Below are 26063 nucleotides of genomic sequence, written 5' to 3'. Positions count from 1 at the left end.
TGTTGCCGGGTGTGGGGTGAGGCCATCCCCAGCTTCCGTCATTCTGCTTGCCGCACGCTTGCTCGAGAGGAGCTCAAAAGTGGCGAAGGGCAGCCTGACGAAGAGGAGTGTATCCTCGCTTCCCGTGCCGGAAGCCGGCCGAAACTTCCTCTGGGACACTAGGATAAGCGGCTTCGGCATGTTCGTCACCCCCAGCGGGCATCGCAGCTACGTGCTCCAATATCGGATGAGCGGACGGGCACCCACCAAACGGTTCACAATCGGACGACACGGAAGTCCGTGGACACCCGCCCAAGCACGAGAGCGCGCGATCGGTTTGCTGTGGAAGATTACGCAAGGAGTGGACCCGATGGAGGAGAAGAAGGCTACCCGCGAGACTGCTCGCGTGAACGAGCAGCTGCGGTTCAGCGCATACCTAGAGACGTTCATGACGCATCACGTTGAAGCCAAGAGGCTAAAAACCGCCAATGAAGCCATTCAGGTGATGAGGGACTATATTCTTCCGCGTTTCAGGAAGCACGTTATCACCTCGATCACCAAGAAGGAGGTCGTGGACCTGCTGGACGCGGTTTCGAAACATAGCGGATCAGCGGCCAACAAGGTGTTCGATTGGCTTCGAACGATGTTCAATTTCGCGCGGCGACGCGGAGATGTCGAAATCAGCCCACTGGACGGGCTTCGCCGCCCCCATAAAACTAAACGGCGGGAACGCGTTCTACAGGAGTGGGAGCTTCAACGAACTTGGGAGGCGGCGAGTGATCTGGGGTACCCTGATGGTGCATATGCCCAGATGCTCTTGTTGACCGCTCAGAGGCCGATGGAAGTGGGAGGGGCTTGCTGGGGCGAGTTCAATCTCACTGACGGGAACTGGATCATCCCCGGGAGCAGAACCAAGAATGGCCTTCCTCAGCTCGTGCCGCTTACCGACACGATGGTCTCGTTCCTGAACCAGTATTGGCCGGAGGATCGGCGCCGAGGTCTGCTGTTCACGGCATCCACCGGCAAAATCATCAAGTCCACGGGACGTCAAAAGAAGCGTTTGGATGCTGCGATCTCGCGACGCGTCAAGGCGGCTGCAGGCCCTACCGAGGACGACACGACTGGCTTGGCGCCGTTTGTATTTCACGACATCCGTCGATCAGTCGCGACTGGACTGCAGGCTCTGGGCACACCCATCGAGCACATCGAAGCATTGCTGAATCACGTGACGGGCACACACACCGGAAATTCTGAGATTGTACGCGTCTATCAACTCTACCGGTATGCACCGGAGAAGAAGGCTGCTCTGTCACTCTGGCATGCTCACCTTGAGCGTCTTCTGGCACGCCCCGATGCGTGGCCCGGAGGAAGAGACCTTACAGCGTAAGGATCCGACGCCCCTACGGTCGGGAGTTTTTCGGGTCACGCTCCTCCCTGGCGTTGGTGCAGCAGACGTCAAAGGTCAGACCACGGGTTAGCTCCTGCACCCCGGTCTGCAGATGCGCGGCGACGTAGCCGAGCCTCTCAATGGTGATGTTCGTCTCACCCCGCTCGATGCGGCCGTAGTAGGTGCGGGCGATATGCGCGTAATGCGCAAAGCCTTCCTGGGTGTACCCCAGCTGCTCTCGCCGCCGACGAATATTCTCACCCAAAATTGATCGCAGGTCAGATTTCACAGCCCCTCGGTTACCCGTCACCGCCCGACCGTCTACACCCGGTGAGGTGCACCACTTTTACGCGTCATTCCGGTGTGCTAATGGGGATGTTGTAAAAGACTTCCTGGATCCGAAGCCTCCGGGGTGGGCGTCGTCGGGCCCGGCGGCTGGGTGGATGCCGGACATTGCAAGCGCGCGACTCGGGCTTCTGCGCCAACCTCGCGACTCCACGCTGTGATGGCCCCGGGCCTCCGACGAAGATATTGTAGGTGAGAGAGCAGTGACCACATACGATCCGCTGGGTCCAAATCAGACGATGCCGGCAGACCTCGAGCACATGATGCTCCACCCCGATCGGACGCGCTGGCACGCAGCGGTCCTTGCCTACCAAACGTCGCGAAGGTGGCCAGATTGGCCTTACGAGTTTGCACTGGCTGCGGTGGACGGCCACCCCATGATTCACTCTGCCCATTTCCTGGTTCGGCCTCCGGCGGGATGGGCCGAAAATCCGAGTGAAACGCTTGTTTCGGGTGCCTCGCCAGACCTGGTCCTAGAAAGGGGCCTTTCTCCCGGCCAAGCTATGCAGGCTCTCAATGAGATCCTCGGCACCATGACCGTCACCTCGTGGGGGCCTACTCAGCCGGGTAAGGCACAGACGAACCTCGAGCTCGGTGCTGGGATTGGGGCGACTTGGAATCTCGGGGGGCCGTGGGCGGGATTGGGAGATGACCTGCAAATTGCTCTCACCGAAAACTCAAGAGTACGTTTCCTGTGCTCCATGCCACGGGATGGAGGCCTGCGTCCGCGTCTCGCGGAGACCGGGATTGTAGGCCTCGCAGATTCCTGGGCGCGCTCGTACGTCGCCGCCGGTTGGGTGCAGCGGATACTGCTGAGGACGCTTTCGGAGATCGATCTCCCTTCTGAGGTAAGAACTGGGAGCTGGCGCGAGTATGATGCGGTACCCTGCTGAGGCGACGCTTTGGAAGGGATCTCCGGTTGCTGAAAACAGAAGAAGAATTGCTGGGCAGGCTACGCGCCTGGGCTGCACGGCAGCAGTCACCACCGACCCTCTTCGATGTGATCAGTACCGGCGACGGCGAGCTGGTGGCCGCTTTCGTGCTCGAACGCTTCCGGGAGGCGGCGAAGGAGGCAGTTCTAGAGCGAATTGAGTATGAATCGCACGCCACCTTTGGATGTGACGAGGCTCGAGCGAAAGCCGCAATCTGGCGGGTTTACGACCGACTGTCTCAGGCTTGGCGGCTGACAGAAGATGAGCAGCTCCACCTGCTCGGGCTTCAGACCGGGGACACGCTGCAGAACCTGAAAGAGCTCCCGCTCCAATCGCTCCCTACTGAAATAGTCGGGCGCGTTGCGACGCTGCTGGATATCTTCAAGGCGATCAACATACTTTTTCCTAAGGCGGCCGCTGCAGACGCTTGGATTCGAAAGCCCAACCATTCGGCTCACTTCGCGGGGAAGTCAGCACTGGAATTGATGACGAGGGACTTGGATGGACTTCAGGCTGTCCGCTCCTTCCTTCATACACAAGCCCCATACGCCGATTAGGTCAGTCAGGCTCGATCTCTAGGCAGTACGAAGCAGAACAATTCCCACTCAAGGCACAAACCCTGCTGCAAAGGCTTGCGATTCGCCCAGCGGAATGTTCGAAGCGGAAGCAGCAAGCCGACAAGCGAGTTGGCGAGCGCGAGAGTTGCGGTGACAGTCACGCGTTCAAACGAGTGACCAGCGCCGATCAGTGCTCCCACCCGACGGTTATGACAGACCCATCGTCCGCGACGACGGCGTAGGCGCTGCGGTAGCGATCGAGGTGCTTAGCAGCGGGCCCAAGATAGGCCTGAAACGCTCGCCACCCCCGCTTTCCGAAGCGGTAGTAGAAGACGCCCCCCGGCGCTCGTTGATCCTCACCGAAGTCAAGCAGCGCTTCAACAACGGCGGGAGGAATGACCCGCTGTTTGCTTCGGACAGCGCCATGGACGGTCATACGGAGGGCACGTTCCCTGCCTCTGATGCGCCTGTCATGCATTGTCGCTCTCCTGATCCAGACCGCGCGCATGGAGGTCCGAGGCAATCCTGGCGAGAGCTTCGCTGGTAGCGCGCTCCCAAGCCGCTGATTGCTCCTCCCGCTTCTGTAAGATCGTCTCGGCCCGAGACCGCAGCCATGTGATCCGGTCATCGATCCTTTCTGCCGTCCGAAGTTCGGCTGGAATCTCATGCAAGCCGATGGAGCCGTCCAACAGGAAGGAGGCTAGGTCCGCATCCCCATCTGCATGGGAAAGTGCGACCTCCTTGCAAACACGGTACTGCACACCAGCGTCTCGATCCCAGTCCAAGAGCTCGTCGTCTGCATCGAGGCCCTTCAACCGGGTCTCCAGGAACTTCGCGAACGGGTTCACAAGCCCGGTGAGCTCGACATTGTCGCTTTGCGGGAACCACTGGACGTCCTCATCGTCGATCAGTCTTCCCAATATGTCACGGGAGAGAATCGACCGCTTTTCCTGCTCAATGTAGCCGGAAGTACCGTCGCGCCACGTGCGAGGAAGGCTATCGAGCTGTTCAAAGGCCGTGCCGAATTGCTCAAGCTTCTCGGCACGGTCATTGAGGCACTCCTCAGCAAGAATGACGAACAGCAAGGGGGCGAGATCCACGATCGTAGTCTGACTGACGCGATAGCGGGTGGCCACGAAACTGAATGCGTTCCGTACCTCTCCCTCGACGCGCAAGCTGATTTGCTGTCGCTTGTTCCGAGCGGCGTGGGCAGCCGGTGGGGGCGGCTCCAGGCTCGTCAACTCAATTGGTTCAACCCCAAGGCCGCGAGCGAGAGCCTCGACCGTGTGCTTGCGACTCCGCGCGATCTCGCCTTTCTCAAGCCGGTGGAGGGTGGTCTTATTGATCTTCGATCGCTCAGCGAGCTGCTCGAGGGTCAGTCGCTTTTCGCTCCGAAAGGCTTTCAAGCGGTCAGGATTTATTGGCATGACGTTCTCCTCTGACCGCGTTTATGCTCATAAGCGTGACGCCGATCTATACGCATTTAGTGCGCAATGCATATTAAGCGCTGGAGCGCGGCACCGTTTTTTGGAGGCGATCTGGCTCACTTATGCATACGTCCATACGCATATGGCACGCGCCCTTCAGCGGACGGCTGATGTCTATTTGCCAAAGCTGCCGGCAGCGCGGCACCGAGGCCTCGGTGCACGCTACCGCACTGATGTAAGCTATGTGACGTTCCCCATGGGGGTCTTGCCGTATAGGCGGGTTGGACGGCACTAGTACGTTATGAATGCCCGGCATCTCGCATCCCGTATCAGCAGGTTCCGGCCGCCAGCATGAAGCTGGTACTTAGCCGTAAGGGTTTCGATTCGGCCGCCGGGGGCGCCCCGTCGCCCATCGTCGAAGGCCGGCCGATTAGTCTGCCGATACCGGCTACCCGCAACTCGTCCACCACCTACGATGACCTCGGGCTGGGAAGTTACGTGACGCGTGCGACGCGCGGCCGGATTGATGGTGCGCACCTGTGCCACCACGATCCGATGTTCGTCCACGGCGAATGTATCTTCGGACAGTGCGACGCCGCTCAGTCCCATCTCGCCAACCAGGGGGTGGGCGTAGGAGACACATTCCTCTTCTTTGGCCTGTTCGCCGACGAAAAAACGGGCGAGCGGCACCACCGTATCTTCGGTTACCTGCGTGTCGCAGAGAGGCACGTCGTACAGGCGATGGATGAGGCGGTGCGAGATGAACTGGCGCGACTGTGCCACCCGCATGTCCTCGGGATCCGCACGGCAAACAACACGGTATACCGAGGCGAAGGGGCGACGGCCGCCCACTCTGCAGACGCCCTGAGGCTCACGCGCGCGGGCGGCCCCCTCTCGCATTGGGCGGTCCCAGCTTGGCTACGCGGGCGCGGGCTCACTTATCACTCAAAGCCTTCGCGCTGGATCGGCGAGGACGGGCTCTACTCAGTCGCCCGAGGGCAGGAGTTCGTCTGTGACATCGGCGACGACTCGGTCGCCCACGCTTGGGTCGATGACATCATCAGGGTGATACGCACATGACCCGGATCTTCCGCTACATTCTCGTGCACGACCATGGGCTCGCCCCCTGCCCTGCGAACGGGCTGGTCACCCTCGCCACCTGCAAGCCGTCGATCCGCCGGAGCGCAGCTGTCGGAGACTGGGTGCTCGGATTCCGCCCCGGATCGCTTGAGCGCGGCCTGCTGCTCTGGGGTGGCCGGGTGGGTCAGGTCATGGATCATGGCGAGTACGAGCGGAGGCACCGGGGCCGGCCCGACGCCCTCTATCATGAGCGGCCGGACGGCGGTTACGACCGCCTCGATCCGGATTACCATCCGTCCGAAGCCGAGAAAGCGCGCGACCTCTCCGGCCCAGTACTGATCTTCGATCCCCTAGTCAGCCGGCACTTGGGCGGACGTCCGCTCCCCCTGCCGGAAAGTCTCATGCACCTGGCTGCCGCCGGGCGCGGGCATCGGGTCAACGGCGTTGTCGATGGTGATGTTGAGCGGTTGGGGCATTGGTTCTCGTCGGAGGTGGTGCCGCGCGGAATGCACCAGCAGGGTGCTTCGACCCGTGCGCGCACCACCCGGCGCCGTTGCTGAGGGTCGATGGATGTTGCCACAGACAAAGACTGCTCGCTTGTGTCAGCTGAGCGGTTTTCATGATGAGAAGCCAACTGACGGAATCTGGCCGATAGCTGCCGGTCTGCTTTCATGCTCGATCAGTGATTAGAGCAGGCCCTAGACACGAGCTGACTTGATGTCATGGCTTCCCGGCGGTGCGGGTCGCCGCCTGGAGGCCCCTCCCAAGTGCGCTTGCGGCGACATCCCTTTCGTGACACCTCCTGCACATGGCAACAGACGCCCTCCTGGCCACCACAAGCATCGAGGAAGCTCTGTCCGAGGCTTACCTTCGGGCACTCGCGGGTGCAGCCGGTTACACGGTTTCGAAGCCGAGCCTAGACGTTGACGGGGTGGACCTAACGATCGAGGCGGGCGGCGACTTTCGGCCCCGGCTAGACGTACAGCTTAAAGCTTCGATCAATCTCGAGGCGAAGGATGGCAGGGTCAGCTATTTTTGCCCGAAGCGTAACCACCAGTTGCTGCGTCTGCCAACGCAAGTGCCGAGAATTCTCGTACTTTATCACCTTCCGAGGAACCAAAGCGATTGGGTGGCCATCAGCCCGCACGAAATGGTTTTGAGACACCGCGCCTACTGGTTTTCCCTCAGGGGCGAACCTGAAACGGAGAACGAGACAGGCTGCACGGTGCACGTGCCAGAAACCAACCGACTGGACGTTGCTTCCTTGGCCGCGCTCATGCATCAGTCTCGCACGGGCGCGCTTTCGTGAAAGCAAGGATCGAGGATCAGAAGGCCTTGCGGGCGATCGCTCCGGCCGCTCTAGTCGCATACGCCCGATCGCAAGGGTGGCGCCGGGCTGAGCGATACGGGGATCATAGCGACGTTTACGCCCGCACCGATGCGCCCGAACTCATCCTTCCTGGAACGGATGCTTTGGCGGATTACCCGCTGGTTGTTTCCGAAGTGCTCCGCTTTCTCGCCCGCATCGAAGAACGGGACGAATTACAGATTTATCGGGATCTGATTGGGGCCGATCGGGATGTGATCCGGGTGCGCGCGCCTGAGGCTGATGATGACGGCTCCATTCGCATCGGCGCGGGGGTAGATATGGTGCTCCATGCGCGTGACCTGCTTCAGGCGTCTGCGTGCGCCGCTAAAGAGCCGCGCGCCTCCTATCGCGCCGGCAAGGTCAAAGATGCGGCCGATTACATGGACAAAGTTCGGCTGGGCCAGACAGAGCAGGGGAGCTTCATCGTGACGCTGCTCGCTCCGGTGCCGCCGAACCTTGACTCCGCACAGGGGGCGTTCTGGCCTCTCGAGTCCGAGGAGCCTTTCCAACGCCGCGTGACGCGGATGCTAGCCAACGGTCTAGACGCCGCGCGGGTGGCCGCTCAAGAAGCGGTGCGCGGAGACGGGTTCGACGCCTTTAAGCTGGCAGTACCACGGGGAGTTAATGCCAATTTATGTGAGTCCTTGGCCATCCTCATTGAGCAATCGAACGGGCTGGAGGTCTCGGTTACATGGGCCAAGACCCGCCCAACACCCGAGGCGCGGCGGCGCGTTCGCTTCTCGCAATCCGAGGGTGAGATTTTCATGGAAGCGGCGCGACGGTTTCGGCTGCTGGAGCCCCGCCCCGATGAGCGCCTGGAAGGCTATGTCGTCAATCTTGGACGCGGGCACGAAGAACTGAAAGGCAGGGTCAGCATCAGGACGTTCGTAGATGAGCAGCCTGTTTCGGTGAAAGTGACGCTGCCGCCTGAGCTGTACAGCGAGGCGCTTGCGGCACACGAGGCGAAGGCCGCGATCGCTATTACCGGTGATCTCAAGCGGAAGGGGCAACGCTGGGAGCTTTACGATCCGAGGGAACTCACGGTGCTGGAGGAGCCGAACGAGGAAGATGGCGACTGAGCAACCTTCGATCGAGCCCACCAAGCCGCAGACCATGAAGGCCCATTGCCCGCGTTGCGATGGCGAGCGGACGTGCGACGTTCACGGCTCATTTGATCAGCCGTGGGAGTGGAGCGACGGCGAGCATTCGGAGAACGGACAGCTCGATCATCGGCTGCTTCAATGTCGAGGCTGCGAGTTGGTGTTCTACTGGCAGTCCTCATGGGACACTCAGAGCTGGGATTACCGGTATAATCCCACAACGGGTGAGGAGGAAACGGTCCCCGAGTACACCCTCCAGACGTACCCCGCGCCCGAGAAGAAGAGCACACGTCCAGACTGGGCATGGACGCTATACAAGACCGACAGCACGCTCGCCCAGATCATGGACGAAGTTTACACCACCTCGGAAGGCCGCTCGTTTATCTTGGCTTCAATCGGCTTACGAACCGCTTTAGATCGAGCCACGGAAATGCTCGGGATTGACCCAGCACTCCCGATGGCGGAAAAAGTCACGGCTCTCCACGACGGCGGCTGGATCGGAGAAACAGAAGCTCAGACGCTCGGGATAGTCGCTGAAGCAGGCAATGCCGCTGCTCACCGGGCGTTCTCGCCAGATGGCGATGACTTTCAGCACCTGCTCAGTACCCTTGAGCAATTTATATCCAGAGCAATTCTCTCAGGTAAGCGCGCGCTCGAAATCGGTCCCAAGATTCCGCCCAAGCAGGCGCGCTCCAGCAGCAAGGCGAACAGAACTTAGTCAGAACCGGGCTGGCCCGGAGGATAGCTTTCACCAGCAGTGCCGAAGCGGGGGCAGCAGTCGCCGACCATGGATCTTAGTAAAGATCGGCTCACCCCCGATCGGGATGAGGTTTCAATACGTCGCGCGGGCTCGAGTGAGGTCTGCTTTCGGACAACTCAAACAGAGCATGCACTGACCGACGTGGGCGCGTTGCCGAAGGCGCGGTCCAGCGACGCGCCGGCGATCAGGACGCCTGGACTTGATGTCGGATCTGACTGAGCAGGCCTGCAACAGCTCAGAAACCAGCCGCCCCCTGTCGCTCGAGCAGCATCGCGACCAAGTCCGAAACCGACATCAGCCATGACCGCTGCGGCACCGTGTAGGACTCATGCAGGCCACGCGGCACTACGAGCTGAAGCCGCCGCTGCTGCATCTCGTCCGTCTGGCTGGTGGTGATCGAGGGTTCGAGCGTCAGCAGATGCTTGTCCGGGATACGCTCGGCCTCGGCAAGCACCTGCCGCCACCGGTCCTTGCAGGTCGACTTCGCGCCGAGCATGGTCAGGAGCTCGGAGGGAAATCTTGGATCGTGATAGGCCTTCGCTCCCGGGAACAGGAAGTCCGGCTTTGCCTTGCCTTCGGTTACCGCCGTGCGGTCGCCCCTGATGTCGAGGAGGCCAAACAGATGCTCGAGATGGTTCTCAAGGGCGCTTCCGGCGCGCGATTTTCTGCGGTTCTGGACCGAGAGGCTGAACTGCAGGAAATCGTCGATCTCGGCGAACCCGGCCTGAAGCCGCTCCGCAATCAGATGGCGCTCCAACGTCCGGAAGAGGATCTCCTCGCGCTCCATCAGGACGATGACCGCCCGATCCGGGTCCCCCTTCAGGTCGATTTCTCCAAGGCTGTGGCGAGCATAGGCGGAGAAGTCGCGCGTGCCGGGAAACTTGCCATTGAACCGGCTCAGCATGTCATCCAGGTAACTGGGGGCCTCCTGTTCGACCTCCACGCCCAGCTGTTCAAGGATGTAGTATGCCGCGAACTCGAGGCGTGTCTGGTCCGCCTCAAGCTCGCCCTTAACTGAATAGCCGGGATGCATCAGATCGTTGGCGCCAAACAGCCAAAGCAGCTGGTTTTCGACCGTGGAGCCCGCTTCGGCGATGATTGCCATCAGCGTCTCATCGGGGCGCACGCCGATGATCAGAAGATCGCCCTCCGCAGCGTTGTCAGTGACGATGTTGTCGGGAAAATAGAGGCGGTACTCCGGCCCCCGATGATCCTGACTGCGCCGCGTGTCGTACCAGCTGAGGTAACGTGTTTCCTGCAAAGGTTCCGGGTCGTCGTCGTTCAGATAGATGAAAGCCGTCGGGATGTTGGGCCTGTCCTCCGTTCCGAGAACAGCCTTCAGCTTCCCGACGCCGCCAAACTCGTGCTGGTGCGACCGGTGAGCTTCTGCGTCGACCGCTGACAGGTGCTTCCACGCGATCTGCTTGAAATACTGTGACAGATAGCCGCTTTTCATCCGCGCAACTCGATCGTTTTATCGTTCGCCCTAGCCCAATGCGCGAGTTCGTCTGCTACACTGGCGACCGCTTGGGAACCTCTCCCGCGCAAAGCACATTCCCAGACGATCGCTACGCGCCAGCCGGCCTCAAGCAAAGCTGCCTGGTTCCGATGATCACGCGCCGCATTGCTCTCGAGCTTCTCCCGCCAGAACTCCGGACGGGTCGCAGGAAGGCGGCACAGGCCGCAGTCGTGCGCATGCCAGAAACACCCATGCACAAGTATCACTGCCCGCCAGCGCGCCAGGACAATGTCTGGCCGTCCAGGCAGGGTGCGCACTCCAGTGCGGTAGCGCAGTCCACGGGCGTGAAGCGCCTTCCGGATCACAACTTCGATCTTGGTGTCGCGGCCACGGATCCGCGACATCATACGGCTGCGTGTCGCCGCGTCGACGACGTCCGCCACTGGGCCTTCAGTCCTGCAGGAGTTCAAACTGCAGCGGCTCACCCTTAACCAGATGCATTATGCCAGGCTTCATCGCCTTCGCCACCTCGGCCATCAGCGGAACCACCACGGAATTGCCGAACTGCTTGTACGCGCGAGTGTCCGAAACAGGGATGCGGAAAGTGTCGGGATAGCCCATCAGCCGGGCGCACTCACGCGGCGTCAGCCGGCGGGGGTTTCTGCCCCTGCCGCGCGAAATCAGGATTTCCGATCCATCCTTGTAGTAGCGCGCCGAAAGCGTACGGCTCGTATCCTGCGGGCCAACGACGCTGCAGCCAAAGCCGTTTCCGGCCTGCCGGTGCTTTTCGGCATAACCCTGCAGATACTGCCAGAGACGGTCGGTCAGGATGTACTTCTTTCCCACCTTGCCGTCGGCGGTGATGTAGCGGCCATCGTCTACATCAGCTTCGCTTCCGTCTTCGGGATGGAGGACCGTCCTGAGCCGAGGACCGTCGGCGACAGCCGGCATTTTCGCGAGCACCTTTTCCCAGTCGAAGCCCACGTCCTTCTGGAAACCGACGAGCAAAATGCGTTGACGATGCTGCGGCACGAACCTGCGCCCATCGACGACCATCGGATAGACTTGGTAGTGCAGCTGCCTCTCGAGCACATCCATTATGACACGGAAGGTGTTTCCACCGTCGTGGCTGACGAGATTCTTCACGTTCTCGAGGAGAAACGCCTTGGGTCTCCGCTCGGCAATAATCCGCTGCACATCAAAAAAGAGCGTTCCCTGCGTCGTGCACTCAAACCCGTGCGGCCGGCCCAGAGCGTTCTTCTTCGAAACTCCCGCCAGGCTGAATGGCTGGCAGGGGAATCCAGCCAAAAGCACGTCGTGCTCCGGTATGTCGGCCGCCTCGATCTTGGTGATGTCGCCCTCGATCGCATGCCCTTCGCCGAAGTTTTCGACGTAAGTCTTCTGTGCGTACTTGTCCCATTCACTCGTGAAAACGCACCGGCCACCCGCCGCCTCAAAGCCGAGCCTGATCCCGCCGATACCGGCAAACAGATCGATGAATGTGAAGTCGGCAGCGGGAGCAGCATGGTAGGGCGCCCGATCCTCGAGAATTCGCTGGAGGGCCGGCACGACGGCCGTGGGCACTTCGCACTCGCCCTTCTCCCAGCGGCCGATCTGCTTTGCCGTGTAGTCGAGGCGTTCCGCCAGTTCCTTCTGGGTGAAAATGCTTCGAGCCCTCACCAGCACGTCGCGGCGGTCGGCGGTGATGGTGTCGGTCATGACCAGCTTTCTATGGGGAATCGTTGCGGACATTTAGTCGCCTCAGAATCCCTGCGTCAACCGGAAAAGTTGAACAGAAAGTGAACAGTCTTAGTACGTCAATGCTAATGGGCGGCAATGGCGGATGTGGGGGAGTCAGCGACCGATCGAACCTTTCCGTCAGCATTCATCTGAAAATGGAGCCGCTCTCATGATAACCACGCCGAGGATCCTAGGAGTCATTTCAGCGATCTTTTCGGGCATCGCTTCCAGCCACGCCAGCCGCTGCGAGACTGCCGTACGTGCCATCTCGAGACTTCGCTTTGCGGCCGCAATCTGCCCCTCCCGCGCCCAGTCCTGTACCGACGTCCGCTCCGAGCGCAGGCGTTCAAGTGCCGCTTCTTTCGCAGCGATGATGTCTCCGCCTTCGACGGTCACCACCTGAATGCGAGATGCGAGGGCCTCCTGGAAGGCGCCAAGGGCTTCATCCCTAGCGCCGTTGGCCTGCTCTACAATACAGCCCAGTGCTCGTCTGCAAGCGGCCTGCACATCAGCAGGTGCCAGTCTCGGCGGGGTGCCACGTAACCGTGCGGGGCGACTATCTGGCAGATCGGGTACTGGCATGAACGCAAGGCGGGCGATCTCGTCCGGCAGACGAGTCCAGCCGTTCTCCGAGCGCACCAGCGCGGTGTAATAGCTGCGCGCAGAAATATGGTCCCGGAGCCACCGCTGGTCTGCAAGCCACCAGTCGGCAGCGCGGCGCACATCGCCCGCGAGCGCCGCTCTCTGGGCTTCGGTGGGCGCTGTTGCCATTCGCCCGAGGGTCTCCGAGTTGAAGGCGGGCATTGCGAGCTCGCCGGGGTCTGACCAACCCGCAGCCAGCGCCAGCACCTTGCCGGAGCAGGTCGCGAGCAGGGGATGGCGCGGATCGAGAGCGACCTGAAGCGGTTGCGGCTGAGATGGACTGCAGTTGGTGCCCGCGTAGGAGAGAAATCCATCCACAAGCGAGTCATGGACCTCGTCGCCATGGTCGAGAAACCGCAGCGGACGGCCACCTTCCTCTCCCTCATCGGTGTTGACCGTCATCCGTGGCGGCTGCGCGAGATGCCGACGGGCTGTGATGAAGGGGACGTGCCCGGTCATCCAGTTATTCCCTTCCACTCCGGCGATCTGGAACGGATCGAACATGGCCGGCTTGGACCGGTACCAGATCGTCATGAATCTGACGTCCGGATCGAGCCGGTCCCGCCGATGGTCGACGGCAAACGTGTCGGAACGCTCTATCAAGGTAAGCCAGCCGCGAAGGGCCCGCTCAGACGCCGACGTGAACGTATCAGCCTCAACAGTGCTACGCACCAGCGGACCAGGCATAGGACTAGTCTGGAGACCGTCGTACAGCGCCTGTGCCGCAGCCGCACTGTAGGGCGAGAATCGGGACAGCCGGGACTGCAGGCCGGTGCCGTTCCAGCCTGCCGCCATGGCCGACAACCGGCGCACCGGGTCACGCTCACCTGTGAAAGCAAGTCCCTTCAACTCACCATCGATCGTAAGCGCATCTTCGGGCGACAGCGGCGGAAGAGGGCGCTCAAATACTCCCAGCGCTTCCAGACCGGCCAGGACGCGCTCCTCGGCGGTGCCCTCCTGACTGATGGTCCAGACTCGAATCCGGCCGAAATGGCGTCCTTGATCGCCACGCCACAGGCCGTTGGGGCGCAACCGGTCAAGGCGACCGATCAGCTGGTCCACGACGTCACTGTCCCAAGGCGTCGCGTAGAAGATGATGTTCCGCGCAAAGTGGTGAAGGTTGAGCCCCGCCTGCACCCATTCGCCGAGCAGCATCACGCGCGCTTCGCCACGGGCAAACGCAGCGAGTTGCGCGTCCATGGCCCTGATGTCAGCTTCCTCGCTGTCGGACGCCTCACCCTCCCGACGGAGCTCAGCCATTGGCAGCGATCGGCTGTCGCCGCCGAAATACCTCGCAAGCCGGGGCTTCAGGAAATCGATGCTCGGGTTGTCGCCGGCGACAATGATCACCTGTTCGTCTGCGTCCTGGTGCCAGATCCCGCAAAGGATATCGAGGAGAGCGTCCAGCCGGCTATCACCCGGCACTCCCGCGCCCGCCGCAGCCGCCCTGGCGAGTAACCCAGTGGCATCGGCCTGTCCGGACGCATAGGCGCGGGTGGAGGCTGCTCCACGATGAATGACCTGAGCTGCCCGCCATGTATCAGTGCGCGCGCCCTGTTGCCGGACGTTACCCACCCAGTCCATGCCGAGCGTCACGCGCTCCCGCTCAGAGGCCAAGGGTCCTACGCTAACATGATCGTAGCGACGTTGCGGCAGGTAGCGCCCCCATTCAGCCCGGGTTGAGCGGAGGATCCGGCGCGAGATGCTGAAGGTCCGCCAGACCGTGTCCGGCAGCATACTATTACCGTGCTCGCCTTCTGCAGCGCTTGCCTCGATGTCGTCGAGCAGCGCAGGGAGATCATGCGCTTTGGCCGACGCTATCGCGGCTCGATCCGGCTCCAGCATCGCCATGATGCGGCGCAGCTTGGCTGGGTCGCCCAGCCCCGGTGTCGCCGACAGGAGCAGGAATTGCCGGAAATCGCCGGCGGTCCGCTCGACGATTTCCATCACCTCCGCTGGTATCAGCTGCGGCTCGTCGACAACCAGCAGGTCGAAGCGCTCCGGCTGGAGCCGGAACTCACCGGATCGGATGCTCTGTGGACGGACCAGCCGCACCCACGCCTCATCGTCTCTTTGGGCATCTTCACCGAAAACGGACACCTTGCAGTGGCCGCGCGTCCAGCATTCCCGCCGCCACTGATCGATCAGGCGGTTAGGCAGGAGAATGACGGCTTTGTGGGCGGGGTTCTGCCAGCGCAGGGCATTGAGGATCATGAGCGCCTGGACGGTCTTCCCGAGTCCCACCTCGTCAGCAAGAAGATGGCGGACCTGAGTGTCGGTCAGCACCCTGCGGACTGCAGCGACTTGGTGGGGATAGGGCTCAGCGGCAACGCCCAGCGCGCCTCCGATAGCCAATCCAGCCGCCTCGACCCGTCGACGCATCGCCTGCGCTCCGAGGGTGAGAGCGTAATAGGGGTCTCCGCCTCCGGAAATCACGGCTGCGGCTCCATCCCTCTGGCCGCGCGATATCGGAGCGCAGCATAGCGAGCTGCCCGCGACGACTGCCGGTCGATGAGAAGTCGGAGTGCATTGTCCTGCCAGTCTCCTCGCGCCAGCACGGCTCGCGGCTCTGTCCAGATTCTGAAAGCTGTGTCTATTTCATCTGGCCCGACCCAAGCCGGTGGCCGGAGGTTCAGGTCGACGTGCGTGTCCATTAGCAGGGCTACGATGTCGTTTTCCGCGAGAAGGCGATAATCCGCTCGCATAAGGAGCTGCGCGCGCGAGCTAGGTAGAAGAAAACGGGCAAGCTTCGCGGCCGCATGCCGCTCCCGTGCCTCAGCAACAGCGGCTTTCCAGTGCTCCGCGTCACCGCTGGTATCCGGGTCTTCGATTGATGATCGACCTTCTGCCTTGCGCAGATTCGCGAGCTTTTCCCACGCATCGATAACAGCCATGTCGAGGTCACAGGCCAGCTGGTCCGGATCGGGCGTGCAGCCGTCACTCCAAAGCAAGGGAACCGCCGTCTCGAACGCTCGGGCGAGCAGCGAGTGGATTCGTGCTTCCTCGCCAGCGGGGATTTCCGGCAACATTCCACCTGCGGCGAGGCCCCGCGAAATGGCGATCTGTGCAAGGGTGGACCACGCCGTTGCTCCAAGCGGGCCGCCGGCCTGCTCCGCACGCGCCCAGGCTTCCCCGCACAGCTGCGTCACGACGAGCGACTCAGCTTTAGCTGCGACCTGTCGCCGGGCTGCATCGGCTACGAGATGTTCCGGCCGAGCCGATGCCCAAGCAAGCCATGCCTCAAGGCATGGCAGGAACCCTGCGGCCTTTCCCCGCGACACAGGTTCGCGCAGCAACCGTTCGGGAAGAGCGATGGTGAAGCCGCCCGGCCTGACCCGGCGAGGGGCGGTGCACAACGCCTCTCGGAACAGCGGTGTGCCTTCCAGCAGGGGAACCCTCAGCAGTGGAGACGAATCCGTTGCGACAGCTTCATAGTCAGGTTCGAGTGGTGCGGATCCGGAAATCGCGAGAACGGGCAACTCCAGCTCTTCGGTCAGGACGTGCCACTCTCCGTCCACGAACTCCCATTCGCACTCCCGCATCTCCCAATCCAGCGCTTGGCTCCACGTCCAAGTCCCACCCACGGACACGTGGAGTTCCAGCCTCCGTCCCCGGCTGATAGCTGACTGCCGCAGTGCATCGGTCAGAGACTGCATGAGTGGTGAGTGGGGGGGAAAGGATTGGGGCCATTCGTCAACCTGATCTGCGACGCTCGCGACGTTGTCGCCGGCAGTGACCGCGATAACTATGTCGGCACCGCGCAGCGGAATGGCTGATCGAAGATGGATGGTAAGGCGTCCATCACGCAGGTCATCCGCGACGGGAGCTACAGGATCGGTGGAGACGGTCAGCACGGCACTGACCGGCTCGGCAGCAACGACGGTAAACCCGACCCGGAGCTGCTCGCCGCCAACACTTACCGTAAGATTATGTTCGCCCGGGGAGGCCCCACGAATTGAAAGCAGCCCACCGGGCGGAAGCGTCACCGGCTGATGGCCTCTCGCGGTTACGACAGCGGTTTGGTCCGATTGCCTCCCGGTCAACCTCAGGAGTAGCGGCTGGCCTGCCGCAAAAACCGGCCCCTGCAGTGTGTGGCCAAGCGCTGCGGCTCCACCGAATTCCACCCCGATCGCGCCGGTGCGCGCGAGGCCAAGCGAATTCAGCCAGGCAGTGATAGCGCCCGTTGTCTCACCGATCTCGAAGCAATGTAGGCCTCCGACCATGCCCAGGAGCTGAACCTCAGCCGGTGGTTCAGTACCGCCGCGAACAAGAAGACGGAACGAACCTTCCGGGACGGATCGTCCCGAGACTTCGGCGTGTCGGCCTTCGGACCCACTCGGCGTCAGGATAACAGGCAGTGTGAGTGCCGGTCCCATCTCGGCGAGCTGTTCCGCCAGATCGGCCCCAGGCCCGGGATTGACGGCAATGAACGGGGGCGTGGCGTCGATGACGTGGCAAAGGTCAATCCCAGCCAATGGGATGGGCAGCCCGGAAAAAAGGCGGTCCGGATCGATTGGTGCAGTCGCTCCCCAAAGTCGTGGGTAGCTTCCGCTCCGAGCTACCGTGGTACTGAGCGTCTGCCGGACTTCGGCGGCCAACCAGGGCAATTCCGCGAACAGCGCTAGTCCATCTGCAGCGTCGTCCACTAGGAGCAGTCTTGCACGACCCAACGGCTTCGGGCGGGCTGCCGTCTGTGCGCGTTGCCGATGGAGCTCGGTCGCTCGGGCGACGGCCCGCTTGGCTACGGCATCGGATGAAAGATCGCCAAAGATGCGCTGCAAGGTGTCGGTGGAAATGCGGGACTTGGGATCTGGCTCGCCAAGAAGCCGCCAAGCCACCGCTGCGGCGAGGTCGCGGTCATCAAGCCACTGCACAAGCCGGGGCGACCCGGCACGTCCGGCGATAGCCCTGAGGCGTTCCACAAGCGCATCCTCATCGGCGATATCACCCGCTATTCGGTATGACTCGCGCAGGGCCTTGGCCAAGGCCCGATGGATTTCCCGTGGCGCGATCGCGTTGGCAATCGGCCAGGCAATGTGGCGGAACGCGCGGTTCCACGAGCTGTCCACCGGCTGGCGAATACCGTAGTGGCGATGAGCCAAATCGAAGAGCTGTGAAACGGCCTCACGCTCGCGGTCGCGGATCGCGGCTCCAAACACAGGCTCCAGCTTTGGCCAGAAGTCCGTCCCGGTACCCCGATAGTCGTAGCCTATCTCCGAGAGCGCCGCGACAAGCGTGAGGCAGACGCGGCGAAAGTTCGTCCCCACGCCACCATCCCGGATCTCCGTTCCAATCAGCTGGTTCAGCCAGCCGACTTCCTGTCGGGAAAGTCCGTGCTCCAACCCGTAAACAGGCAAGTCGCCGCGCTCGTTCCGAAGTTTTGCAAGCCGCTCTGCCACGAGCGCGTGGAAGCCCGCGAGATCGCGTGCACGCGGTGGTGTTGGCGTCTCCTGCTCATGCCCCACGTCCGCCAACGCGCTGTACATCCCCCGTTTTTCCCCCGATCACGCCATTTGACGAGCATCGTCGGCCGAGCCTAGGCTGGCTGCGGGCGGCAAACAATAGTGGGCGGGGGTGCATGGAACTGAGAGCGCTGACTGAGTCGGAAGCTGCGCTCGAAGCTGGTGTCATTTCGGAAACGGACGATGGGCTGAGCTTCGCCGAGATGGCTCGCCTGCTCCGAACTGCCGTCATGTCTGCAGGAGCGATCGAACGCGATGCGCTTCTGGGACGAGCTGAGGCAGATGCTGTTTTCCTCGGATTTCCAGCCTCGGCGGCGCGTGCACGGGCTTCTGCAACGCTCGCTGTTCTTGAGGCTGCGGGCGATCTGGCCACGATAGCGACTAACGACGGCGATATTGCCCTCACCTGTCCTGAGCAATGCGTCCAGATCGGAGGGAACTCGGCTGTTTTACTCGGCGGCTCTGAGTCCGCAGTCGATACCCCTTCCGCTTCTGCTCCCTCGTCCATCGTCCGGCCCGCTGCCGATCTCAGCAGCGCTCGCCCGTTGGAGGAATTTCTCGGCCCGCCACGGTGGCGCAGCGCGCTTTCCGCTTTGGGCCTGCCGACCCAAACCGATCTGTCCCAGGCCACCCAGCTTCTCCTGGACGCTGCGAGGGTCAAGGGCGAGCCGGCAAATATACCCCCGGACGGGATATGGGGGCGGCTCGACGATGCTGGCGGTGCCTTCGGTCTCCTTGAGGATGGTCGGGAGGCGATTTTCGTCCTTCATCCGGAAGAGGTCGCCCGAGCTATCAGCGCGCCGGAAATCGCCCGCTGGATCGCCTTGGACCTCTGGGGTCTAGAGCTGGTGGCGGACTGGTCGCTCCCGCGACCCCTGCCGCCCCAACTTCTACGCGCACTGGCCTTGGTAGGGGCGCCCGAAGACGATAGCCTTCTGCGCTGGCAGCTCCCGTCCGACGCCGCATCGGCGATTGCGGCATGGGCAGGATTGGCAGGTTCGAGCGAGGGTTCATCCGTTCGGGATGCTGATCAGGATGCGGTCATCCACGCGGCTGCTCCGGCGCGACTGCTCGTTGAGGCTCCTCCGGGATGTGGAAAGACCTGGACGGCCTGCCGACGGGTCAGCGCACTCGTGGACGGGGGCACTCCACCGAGCCGGATCTGGATGATCAGTTTCACTCGCGTTGCAGTAGCCGAGATACGCTCGCGGATTGCAGGACTACTGCGCGAGCCGGCGGATGCGCGCGACATCCGTATTATTACCATAGACTCACTCGCATGGCGTCTTCGGCAGGGGTTCGCCGATCCCGACATGCCTACGCCTGCAGGCTACGACGGTGGGATCGCCGAAACACTGAACCTGCTCGAAGCCGGCGATGTCCAGCTCATCGATTTTGTCGCTGGCATCCAGCACCTGGTAGTGGACGAGGCTCAGGATCTGTCTGGGGACCGGAACCGGCTCGTTGCGGCCCTGATCTTCCGCCTTTCGGCTGAATGCGGCGTGACCGTATTCTATGATCCGGCCCAAGCGATCTATGGTTTCAGCAGCGCGGATCCCGGCCAGCCGCTGTCAGACAGGCTCGCGGCCGCTGCCCCTTCCTTCCGTCGGGTGGCCCTCCGTTCGGATCACCGAACGCGCAGTGCCGATCTGGCTGACCTGTTCAGATCGATGCGCCTGGCGATCACCGACAACGCCCCATCACCGACTGACCGCTACGATGCGGTGCGCTCGGCCATCGAACTGGCAGCAGGGGCCACGCCGGCAATCAGCGTTGGAAAGACCACACCTCCGAGCTCTAGTGCTCTGGTCCTCTTCCGCTCGCGATCAGCTATGCTCGCGGCCTCGGCGAGTCACTGGGCGGAAGGCCGCAGCTTCCGCATTCGCCTCACCGGCAGGGCCGAAATTGTCGAACCTTGGATCGGCGCGCTGTTGGTGTCCTGCCGGGGCGACCGGCTGGACAGGACCGAATTCGAAACGCTCTGGCGGCAGCTAGCTCCAGCTCCCTTGCTGTCGCGGGATACAGCCTGGGCCGTACTGCGGCGCATCGCGCCTGCCGGCACTGGCGCCGTGGACCTCAGGCGACTTGCTGATCGTCTCGCTGCCTCGCCTCCTCCGCTTGAAGTCCAGCAGACCGACCTGGGAGCTCGATCGGGGCCGCTTCTCACGACGATCCATGGCGCCAAGGGGCGCGAAGCCGAGGAGGTCCACCTGATGCTTCCTCGAAGGCCGGAAGAGGCGTCGCGAACGGACTGGGATGAGGAGGCGCGGATTCTGTTCGTGGGCGCTACCCGGGCACGGACGCGACTCGTGATTGGGTCCTCGCATGGCTATCTGCACAGTCTCCCTGGATCAAAGCGACTATGGCAGCCATGGACACGGGGTGGGCGCACGGATGTGCGCGTTGAAGTCGGCCTCGACGAGGACGTTGACCAAGCTCCTCCGGAACTGGCGGATGACGGGACACACGGCACCCAGAACCTCTTGTGGAAACATTCGTGGCGACCTGTACCCCTTCGCGCCGAGCGTGAGCACAGAGAGTGGATTCTCCACTTCGACGGCGGCCCGGACGACGGATTCAGGGTCGGAAGCCTGACAGCAACATTCGGTAAGTCGCTCCGCGAAATTGCCGCCGCAGCCGCCGGCCCGGGTGCTTGGCCCGGCGGCCGGATCAAGGGCATCTACATGGTCGCAGCACGTACGGCCGCGCTCCCCGTGGGAGACGGGGGTCCCCGCTTTTGGCTCGAGCCTGTGATCGCCGGACTGCCCATCGTCTGGCTCAACCCCGCCCGCTGACGGAGATTTCCCCGGTGTCCGACCCAAGAAGTAGACTGCTGAATCGTGTCGCGAGTGATCTCATCGGGCCGCTCTCGGTGGCTGAGGTCATAACGGATCGACCAACCGATCGGTATCTGACGGGAGTTCTATTCCCCGCACGAACGCCAGTACCTCCCGAGGAGGACAACGACGCGGACACGGCTGAAGAAGGGGGCGCAGAGGCGTCCACTGCCGGAGATGCGGTGGCGAACGCCAATGCAGTCCGTCCGGCCACGGCCGGGTTGTCGTTCGCGCTTGGCGTTGGATCGGACGCCATCCCCGCTGTCGACTTGCAGATCAGCTGTGGCGTGTATCTCGGTATCGAAGATACAAGTGGCGAGCCCCGCGATGCGGGCCGAACTCGCCGCAACCCCGTGTCGTGGCAGCGGATGGCAAAACGGGTGCACATCCGCGATCATATTCTCGCGGAGGAACCGGAGGAAATCGACCTCGGTCCCGCCGGGATACCCGGCCTCTTGCTTCACGTTCGCACAACCCCCTGGAAGGAGGGCCTGCTGGTGACAGCCGTGCTCGCCAACGGGCACTCCCTGTCTCCTGCCCCAGACCGGCGGGAGATCGAGGAGAAGTGCTTTTTTCAGGTCTCGCTTAAGGTAGCCGCCGCCGGGGCGACCGAGCTGCGCCCCAGACCGCCGAGGGTGGCGGCCATGGATGCCGATGGCAAGGCGGCGGAGTTGATCTGGCGTGATGCTGCCGAATACGCTGTGGGGCACGTCTGTTCCGCTGGCTGGTTTGCCCCTCGAGGACACGTCCGGAGCGTCAGGACCACCTGGCTGCCCGTCGCAACCGTGCCAGCCACGAGTCCCGACGGTCACGAAGTGTTCCGGCGGCTCGTTTCTGGCGGTGTCTCCGGACCTCTCTCCGCTGCCTGGCTTACCGACAATTCAGGGGACGACCTCGTCGCTGGCCTCGGCCGACTTGCAGATGCCTATGCTGAATGGATCGGTCTTCGGGAAAAGGATCTCACCAGCCTCCCGGATCATCTGCGGAAGCAGGGGCGTGATCATCTCGATCGTTGCGAGGTGGCGCTCAGCCGGATTCGGGGCGGAATTGCTCTGTTGGCAGAGGACAGGGATGCACAGCTGGCATTCCGCCTCGCGAATCGCGCGATGCAGCTTCAGCGATGCTGGAAAGACAGCGGCAGCCTCCATTGGCGCCCATTCCAGATCGCATTCTGTCTTCTGGCTCTTCGGTCAACCATCGATCCGGAGGACGCCGACAGAGAGACAATGGATCTCATCTGGTTTCCGACGGGCGGCGGCAAGACAGAGGCGTATCTGCTGCTGACAGCCTTTGCGATCTTTCACCGACGACTGCGGCGGGAGCCGACGGCATCCGGTGGCGTCACTGTTCTCATGCGCTACACGCTGAGGCTGTTGACCGTCCAACAATACGAGCGTGCTGCGGCGCTCATTTGCGCGTGCGAGGTCGTCCGTACTACGGCGGAGCCCAGCTGCGATGAAAAGGCTGCCAGGCAGCTCCGGGACGGACCGCCAATTTCACTCGGGCTCTGGGTGGGTCGGGATTCGAGCCCCAATAGTGTCGACGAAGCCGTTGAGGCACTCGCGACTGGTGCGGCAAGCACACCGGCGCAGGTAAGGGACTGCCCAAGCTGCAAGGGGCGGCTGAAGTGGGCGCGTGCTCCCCATGCTCATCAGATCTGGGCGACCTGCGAAACTACTGGGTGTGCGTTGGCCGCCGCAGGCGACCACCTGCCTATCTGGACGGTGGACGAAGACGTATACCGGGAGATGCCGTCGCTGCTGATCGGTACAGCGGACAAATTCGCGCAGATCGTCCGGAATCCCCGGTCGGCGCGCATATTCGGATTGGGCACCGAGAATGCCCGACCCGATCTGATCATTCAGGACGAGCTGCATCTGATCTCGGGTCCGCTGGGCACTATGGCCGGCCTATATGAAATAGCCGTGGATTCGCTCTGCACCTCGGGCGGCAAGCGGCCCAAGGTGATCGGCTCGACGGCCACCATCCGTCGGGCTGAGGACCAGATACGCGCTCTGTTCGATCGGGCCACTTTCCAGTTCCCCCCTCCAGGCTTGGATCACACAGATTCCGGTTTCGCCGTCGCAGCCGATCCGGGAACTACGCCAGGGCGGCTGTATGCCGGGATCACGACTGCTGGTCGGTCAGCAAAGTTCGCTCTTCAGGCTCTTTCCGCGAGCATTCTTCAGGCAGCCGCTGCGCCAGATCTGCCAGACGAAGAGCGCGACAATTACTGGACCTTGGTGACCTACTTCAACTCGCTGCGCGAGCTGGGCGGCGCCTTGGTGCTGATGCAGGACGACACCGCCAAATCAGCGGCGGACTATGCCAGCCGACGCCCGAAGGAAGAACCCCGGGACTCATTCACCGTCACCGAGCTTACCAGTCGCGTCGATTCTTCGCGCATCCCCGAGATTCTGAAGGAGCTCGAGAGGCGCGCAGGTGATCCCGACGCTGTCGACATCGTGCTTGCTTCCAACATGATCTCGGTCGGAGTGGATGTTTCCCGCCTGGGTATAATGGTCGTGAATGGCCAGCCCAAGGGCATCGCCGAGTATATTCAGGCGACCAGCCGTGTGGGACGATCGAACGTGCCGGGCCTTGTGGTTGGGGTGTTCAATAACAACAAGGCGCGTGACCGCAGCCATTTCGAGACTTTCGCGACATGGCACCAGACGCTCTACCGCGAGGTTGAGGCGACGAGCGTGACGCCGTTCGCGCCACGCGCACGCGATCGAGCGCTCCATGCACCTCTGGTCGCGATGGCGCGGCATCAGGTTCGCGTGCTCAGGGACGAGCCCGTCGAAGCCCTGCGCGGAGAGGACGAACTGGAGCGCATCGTGGCCTATATCGCCAAGAGGGCTGAGCGGATCGATCCTGAGGAAGCTCAAGGCGTCCGAACCTATCTTGAACGACGCGTCAGGGAATGGATCAGCAGAGGGAAGCTCCCTCGCTACTGGTCTGACTGGAAAGACGAGGCCCTTTTGACCTCCGCCGAAACTGCAGCGGAGCGGGCGGCAGCCGGCCGGAGGCAGACTCGAGCCTGGCCGACACCCAACTCCCTTCGGAGTGTCGAGGCATCGGTCGACTTCATCCTCCGCAATCGACTGGGAGACGCCTGATGGCACGCGGAACGTTGGGCAAAATTCGCCGCAGCCAGGTGATTTCAACCTATGGCCCCGGCGCCATTGTCGATTTCAGGGCGGGCGGTCACGGAGGAGCTCCGGTTTCGGTGGTGGCCGCTGGGCTTGATGAGTGGGACAACCTTTCTCTCGTGCCTGGTCTGAACAACGAGCAGTGCATCGAAGAGCCGCGCCTGCAGGAGCAGCTGAATGTCGGCGGGTTCCGGTTGCCTCCCGTGGGCGAGGAGAGAGCGGGAGAACAGCCCGGCGGCCGTACTCAGCCACGAAGGCTCGCGGGAGTTCGATTTCCGGGCTGGCTCCAGTGTCCCCGCTGCGAGTTCCTGCAGCCGGCAGCCTCGTGGCGGGAAGAGCCGGGAGATCCTGCGCTCTACTGTGGTCCATGCACATCAGACGCTAAGGATGGTCGTCCGGTACATGTAGTTCCGGTGCGCTTTATTCTTGCCTGTGAACACGGGCACCTCGACGAGTTTCCTTGGCACAGCTGGGTCCGGCACAACCAGGGTTGCACCCGGCGAAAGCCGCTCAAGCTGCAGGGTCGCGGGGCCGGCCTTCGTGGCCTCGTCGTGAGCTGCACAGCTTGCGGCGCCGCGCAGACGATGGATGGAGCATTTTCGCCGGAAGCTATGCGACGGTTGGGGATCACCTGTGCAGGGAAGCGGCCGTGGCTGCCGGGTCCGCCCGAGGCGTGCTCCTCCAGCGCTCCGCCCGTCGTCGTGCAGAGGGGCGCATCGAACTTGTACTTTCCAGCCGTTGCGTCTGCGCTCTCAATTCCCCCTTGGGACGATGAGTTTCAGACTGCGCTGGGCCATCACTGGAACGCGCTTGTCACCGCCGCGAAGCCAGAAATGGCTGATATGATCGTCGAACTCTATGTCTGGCCGACCTGGGACGGCGAGCCGATGACGCTCGACCAGATGAAGGTCCGGGTGCGCGAACGGCTCGAGCTGCTCAAGGCGCCGGACCGCCAGGACATACGATCAGAGGAATATCGTCAGCTCACTCTAGGCGCGGCCACACGCGACGAAGCGGCCGAGTTCTCGATCCGGCCGGAGATCGTGCCAAGCCGATTTGCAGGACTTATCTCGCGCATCGTTCGAGTGGTGAGGCTCCGGGAGGTTCGCGCCTGCTATGGCTTCACGCGCATACACCCACCATCCGGGGATTTCAGCAACAGGACCGGCATTGCCCCGCTCAGCGTGGCCCAGAAGAAGTGGCTGCCAGCCATCGAGGTGCGTGGAGAGGGCATTTTTCTTACGCTGGACGAGGAAGCTGTGCGGACGTGGGAACGGGACGATGGTCCGGCAGCGGCACGCGCGGCAGTCGTCGACGCGCATTGGCGGGAATCGTGGAAGGAGCGGATGGGGCAGGACGCGGAGCCGCCATTCGCAGTGACCGCCCGTCTCATGCTGATTCACGGCTTTTCACACGCGATGATGCGACAGTTGTCTCTGGAATGTGGCTATTCGACCTCTTCGCTCCGGGAACGACTCTACGCGAACCGTACGGAGCCGGGGATGTGCGGTGTTCTCATCTACACATCAACCGCCGATGCCGACGGCACGCTGGGCGGTCTGGTTCGGCAGGGCACGCCGGAACGGATGGAGCAGCTCGTTGAAGATGCCATCCGGGCTATGGAATGGTGCTCTTCCGACCCGCTTTGCATGAAGGGTATCAGCTCCCTAACCGAAGGCTCAAACCTCGCGGCATGCCATTCCTGCATGCTGGCCCCAGAAACTGCATGCGAGCATTTCAACCGCTATCTCGACCGGGCCATGCTGGTCGGATCGCCGGGTGAGGCTGGGGTAGGCTTCTTCACCAGACTGCTTCAGGGGCAGGGAGCCTGA

The 26063-nt window shown here is 62.5% G+C and carries 16 protein-coding genes; 9 read left to right on the top strand and 7 right to left on the bottom strand.

Features of this window, described 5'->3' with window-relative positions; translation table 11 throughout:
- The first annotated feature begins 16 nt into the window (after positions 1-16).
- Positions 17-1366 (top strand): site-specific integrase, encoded by a 1350-nt coding sequence (locus tag G7B71_RS01635; RefSeq protein WP_347708438.1) that lies wholly within the window; start codon positions 17-19, stop codon positions 1364-1366.
- A gap of 13 nt (positions 1367-1379) precedes the next feature.
- Here the strand turns inward: G7B71_RS01635 and G7B71_RS01630 are convergent, their stop codons facing one another.
- A complete protein-coding gene (locus G7B71_RS01630; protein WP_166037188.1) occupies positions 1380-1655 on the bottom strand; it encodes a helix-turn-helix transcriptional regulator in 276 nt (91 codons plus the stop codon).
- 975 nt (positions 1656-2630) lie between these two features.
- On the opposite strand from G7B71_RS01630, the gene G7B71_RS01625 reads away from it, so the two are divergent.
- Positions 2631-3200: an antitoxin Xre/MbcA/ParS toxin-binding domain-containing protein gene (locus G7B71_RS01625; protein WP_166037186.1), complete on the top strand. Its 570-nt coding sequence runs from the start codon at positions 2631-2633 to the stop codon at positions 3198-3200.
- A gap of 470 nt (positions 3201-3670) precedes the next feature.
- Here G7B71_RS01625 and G7B71_RS01620 read toward each other — a convergent pair whose 3' ends face one another.
- Entirely contained in the window at positions 3671-4627 is a 957-nt protein-coding gene (locus tag G7B71_RS01620; protein WP_166037184.1) for a helix-turn-helix transcriptional regulator, read from the bottom strand.
- A 351-nt stretch (positions 4628-4978) separates the two neighbouring features.
- Between G7B71_RS01620 and G7B71_RS01615 the strand changes: the two genes are divergently transcribed.
- The 4 genes from G7B71_RS01615 (at position 4979) to G7B71_RS01595 (ending at position 8894) form a co-directional block, all read left to right on the top strand.
- On the top strand, positions 4979-5707 hold the full coding sequence (locus tag G7B71_RS01615; RefSeq protein WP_166037182.1) for a hypothetical protein: 729 nt from the start codon (positions 4979-4981) through the stop codon (positions 5705-5707).
- On the top strand, positions 5704-6267 hold the full coding sequence (locus tag G7B71_RS01610) for a hypothetical protein (RefSeq protein ID WP_166037180.1): 564 nt from the start codon (positions 5704-5706) through the stop codon (positions 6265-6267). The genes G7B71_RS01615 and G7B71_RS01610 overlap by 4 nt, the downstream gene beginning before the upstream one ends.
- A 745-nt stretch (positions 6268-7012) precedes the next feature.
- A complete protein-coding gene (locus tag G7B71_RS01600; protein WP_166037177.1) occupies positions 7013-8155 on the top strand; it encodes a hypothetical protein in 1143 nt (380 codons plus the stop codon).
- A complete protein-coding gene (locus G7B71_RS01595; RefSeq protein ID WP_166037175.1) occupies positions 8145-8894 on the top strand; it encodes a DUF4145 domain-containing protein in 750 nt (249 codons plus the stop codon). The genes G7B71_RS01600 and G7B71_RS01595 overlap by 11 nt, the downstream gene beginning before the upstream one ends.
- A 277-nt stretch (positions 8895-9171) precedes the next feature.
- Here the strand turns inward: G7B71_RS01595 and G7B71_RS01590 are convergent, their stop codons facing one another.
- The 5 genes from G7B71_RS01590 to G7B71_RS01570 form a co-directional block, all read right to left on the bottom strand.
- Positions 9172-10392: a type II restriction endonuclease gene (locus G7B71_RS01590; RefSeq protein ID WP_166037173.1), complete on the bottom strand. Its 1221-nt coding sequence runs from the start codon at positions 10390-10392 to the stop codon at positions 9172-9174.
- Entirely contained in the window at positions 10389-10838 is a 450-nt protein-coding gene (locus G7B71_RS01585; protein ID WP_166037171.1) for a very short patch repair endonuclease, read from the bottom strand. The genes G7B71_RS01590 and G7B71_RS01585 overlap by 4 nt, the downstream gene beginning before the upstream one ends.
- Positions 10839-10845: 7 nt before the next feature.
- Entirely contained in the window at positions 10846-12114 is a 1269-nt protein-coding gene (gene dcm / locus G7B71_RS01580; RefSeq protein ID WP_166037169.1) for a DNA (cytosine-5-)-methyltransferase, read from the bottom strand.
- Positions 12115-12273: 159 nt separating this feature from the next.
- Entirely contained in the window at positions 12274-15159 is a 2886-nt protein-coding gene (locus G7B71_RS01575) for an SNF2-related protein (protein ID WP_347708437.1), read from the bottom strand.
- A 50-nt stretch (positions 15160-15209) separates the two neighbouring features.
- On the bottom strand, positions 15210-18263 hold the full coding sequence (locus tag G7B71_RS01570) for a hypothetical protein (RefSeq protein ID WP_166037165.1): 3054 nt from the start codon (positions 18261-18263) through the stop codon (positions 15210-15212).
- 92 nt (positions 18264-18355) lie between these two features.
- On the opposite strand from G7B71_RS01570, the gene G7B71_RS01565 reads away from it, so the two are divergent.
- The 3 genes from G7B71_RS01565 (at position 18356) to G7B71_RS01555 (ending at position 26063) form a co-directional block, all read left to right on the top strand.
- On the top strand, positions 18356-21034 hold the full coding sequence (locus tag G7B71_RS01565) for a UvrD-helicase domain-containing protein (protein ID WP_166037163.1): 2679 nt from the start codon (positions 18356-18358) through the stop codon (positions 21032-21034).
- A gap of 224 nt (positions 21035-21258) precedes the next feature.
- Positions 21259-24198: a helicase-related protein gene (locus G7B71_RS01560; protein WP_207774690.1), complete on the top strand. Its 2940-nt coding sequence runs from the start codon at positions 21259-21261 to the stop codon at positions 24196-24198.
- The gene (locus G7B71_RS01555; RefSeq protein WP_166037159.1) at positions 24198-26063 is read left to right on the top strand and encodes a DUF1998 domain-containing protein; all 1866 of its coding nucleotides are present in this window, start codon (positions 24198-24200) and stop codon (positions 26061-26063) included. Before G7B71_RS01560 ends, G7B71_RS01555 begins: the two co-directional genes overlap by 1 nt.

Origin of the sequence: Sphingosinicella sp. YJ22 (assembly GCF_011320075.1) — a bacterium.
GTDB lineage: Bacteria > Pseudomonadota > Alphaproteobacteria > Sphingomonadales > Sphingomonadaceae > Allosphingosinicella.
This window is presented reverse-complemented; position numbering and strand designations above follow the sequence as displayed.

What these genes read in the sequence shown, in the direction of transcription:
- G7B71_RS01620 (WP_166037184.1), bottom strand. Translation starts at nt 4,627, where the DNA reads ATGCCAATAAATCCTGACCGCTTGAAAGCCTTTCGGAGCGAAAAGCGA.
- G7B71_RS01615 (WP_166037182.1), top strand. Translation starts at nt 4,979, where the DNA reads ATGAAGCTGGTACTTAGCCGTAAGGGTTTCGATTCGGCCGCCGGGGGC.
- G7B71_RS01610 (WP_166037180.1), top strand. Translation starts at nt 5,704, where the DNA reads ATGACCCGGATCTTCCGCTACATTCTCGTGCACGACCATGGGCTCGCC.
- G7B71_RS01595 (WP_166037175.1), top strand. Translation starts at nt 8,145, where the DNA reads ATGGCGACTGAGCAACCTTCGATCGAGCCCACCAAGCCGCAGACCATG.
- G7B71_RS01590 (WP_166037173.1), bottom strand. Translation starts at nt 10,392, where the DNA reads ATGAAAAGCGGCTATCTGTCACAGTATTTCAAGCAGATCGCGTGGAAG.
- dcm (WP_166037169.1), bottom strand. Translation starts at nt 12,114, where the DNA reads ATGACCGACACCATCACCGCCGACCGCCGCGACGTGCTGGTGAGGGCT.
- G7B71_RS01575 (WP_347708437.1), bottom strand. Translation starts at nt 15,159, where the DNA reads ATGCGTCGACGGGTCGAGGCGGCTGGATTGGCTATCGGAGGCGCGCTG.
- G7B71_RS01570 (WP_166037165.1), bottom strand. Translation starts at nt 18,263, where the DNA reads ATGTACAGCGCGTTGGCGGACGTGGGGCATGAGCAGGAGACGCCAACA.
- G7B71_RS01565 (WP_166037163.1), top strand. Translation starts at nt 18,356, where the DNA reads ATGGAACTGAGAGCGCTGACTGAGTCGGAAGCTGCGCTCGAAGCTGGT.
- G7B71_RS01555 (WP_166037159.1), top strand. Translation starts at nt 24,198, where the DNA reads ATGGCACGCGGAACGTTGGGCAAAATTCGCCGCAGCCAGGTGATTTCA.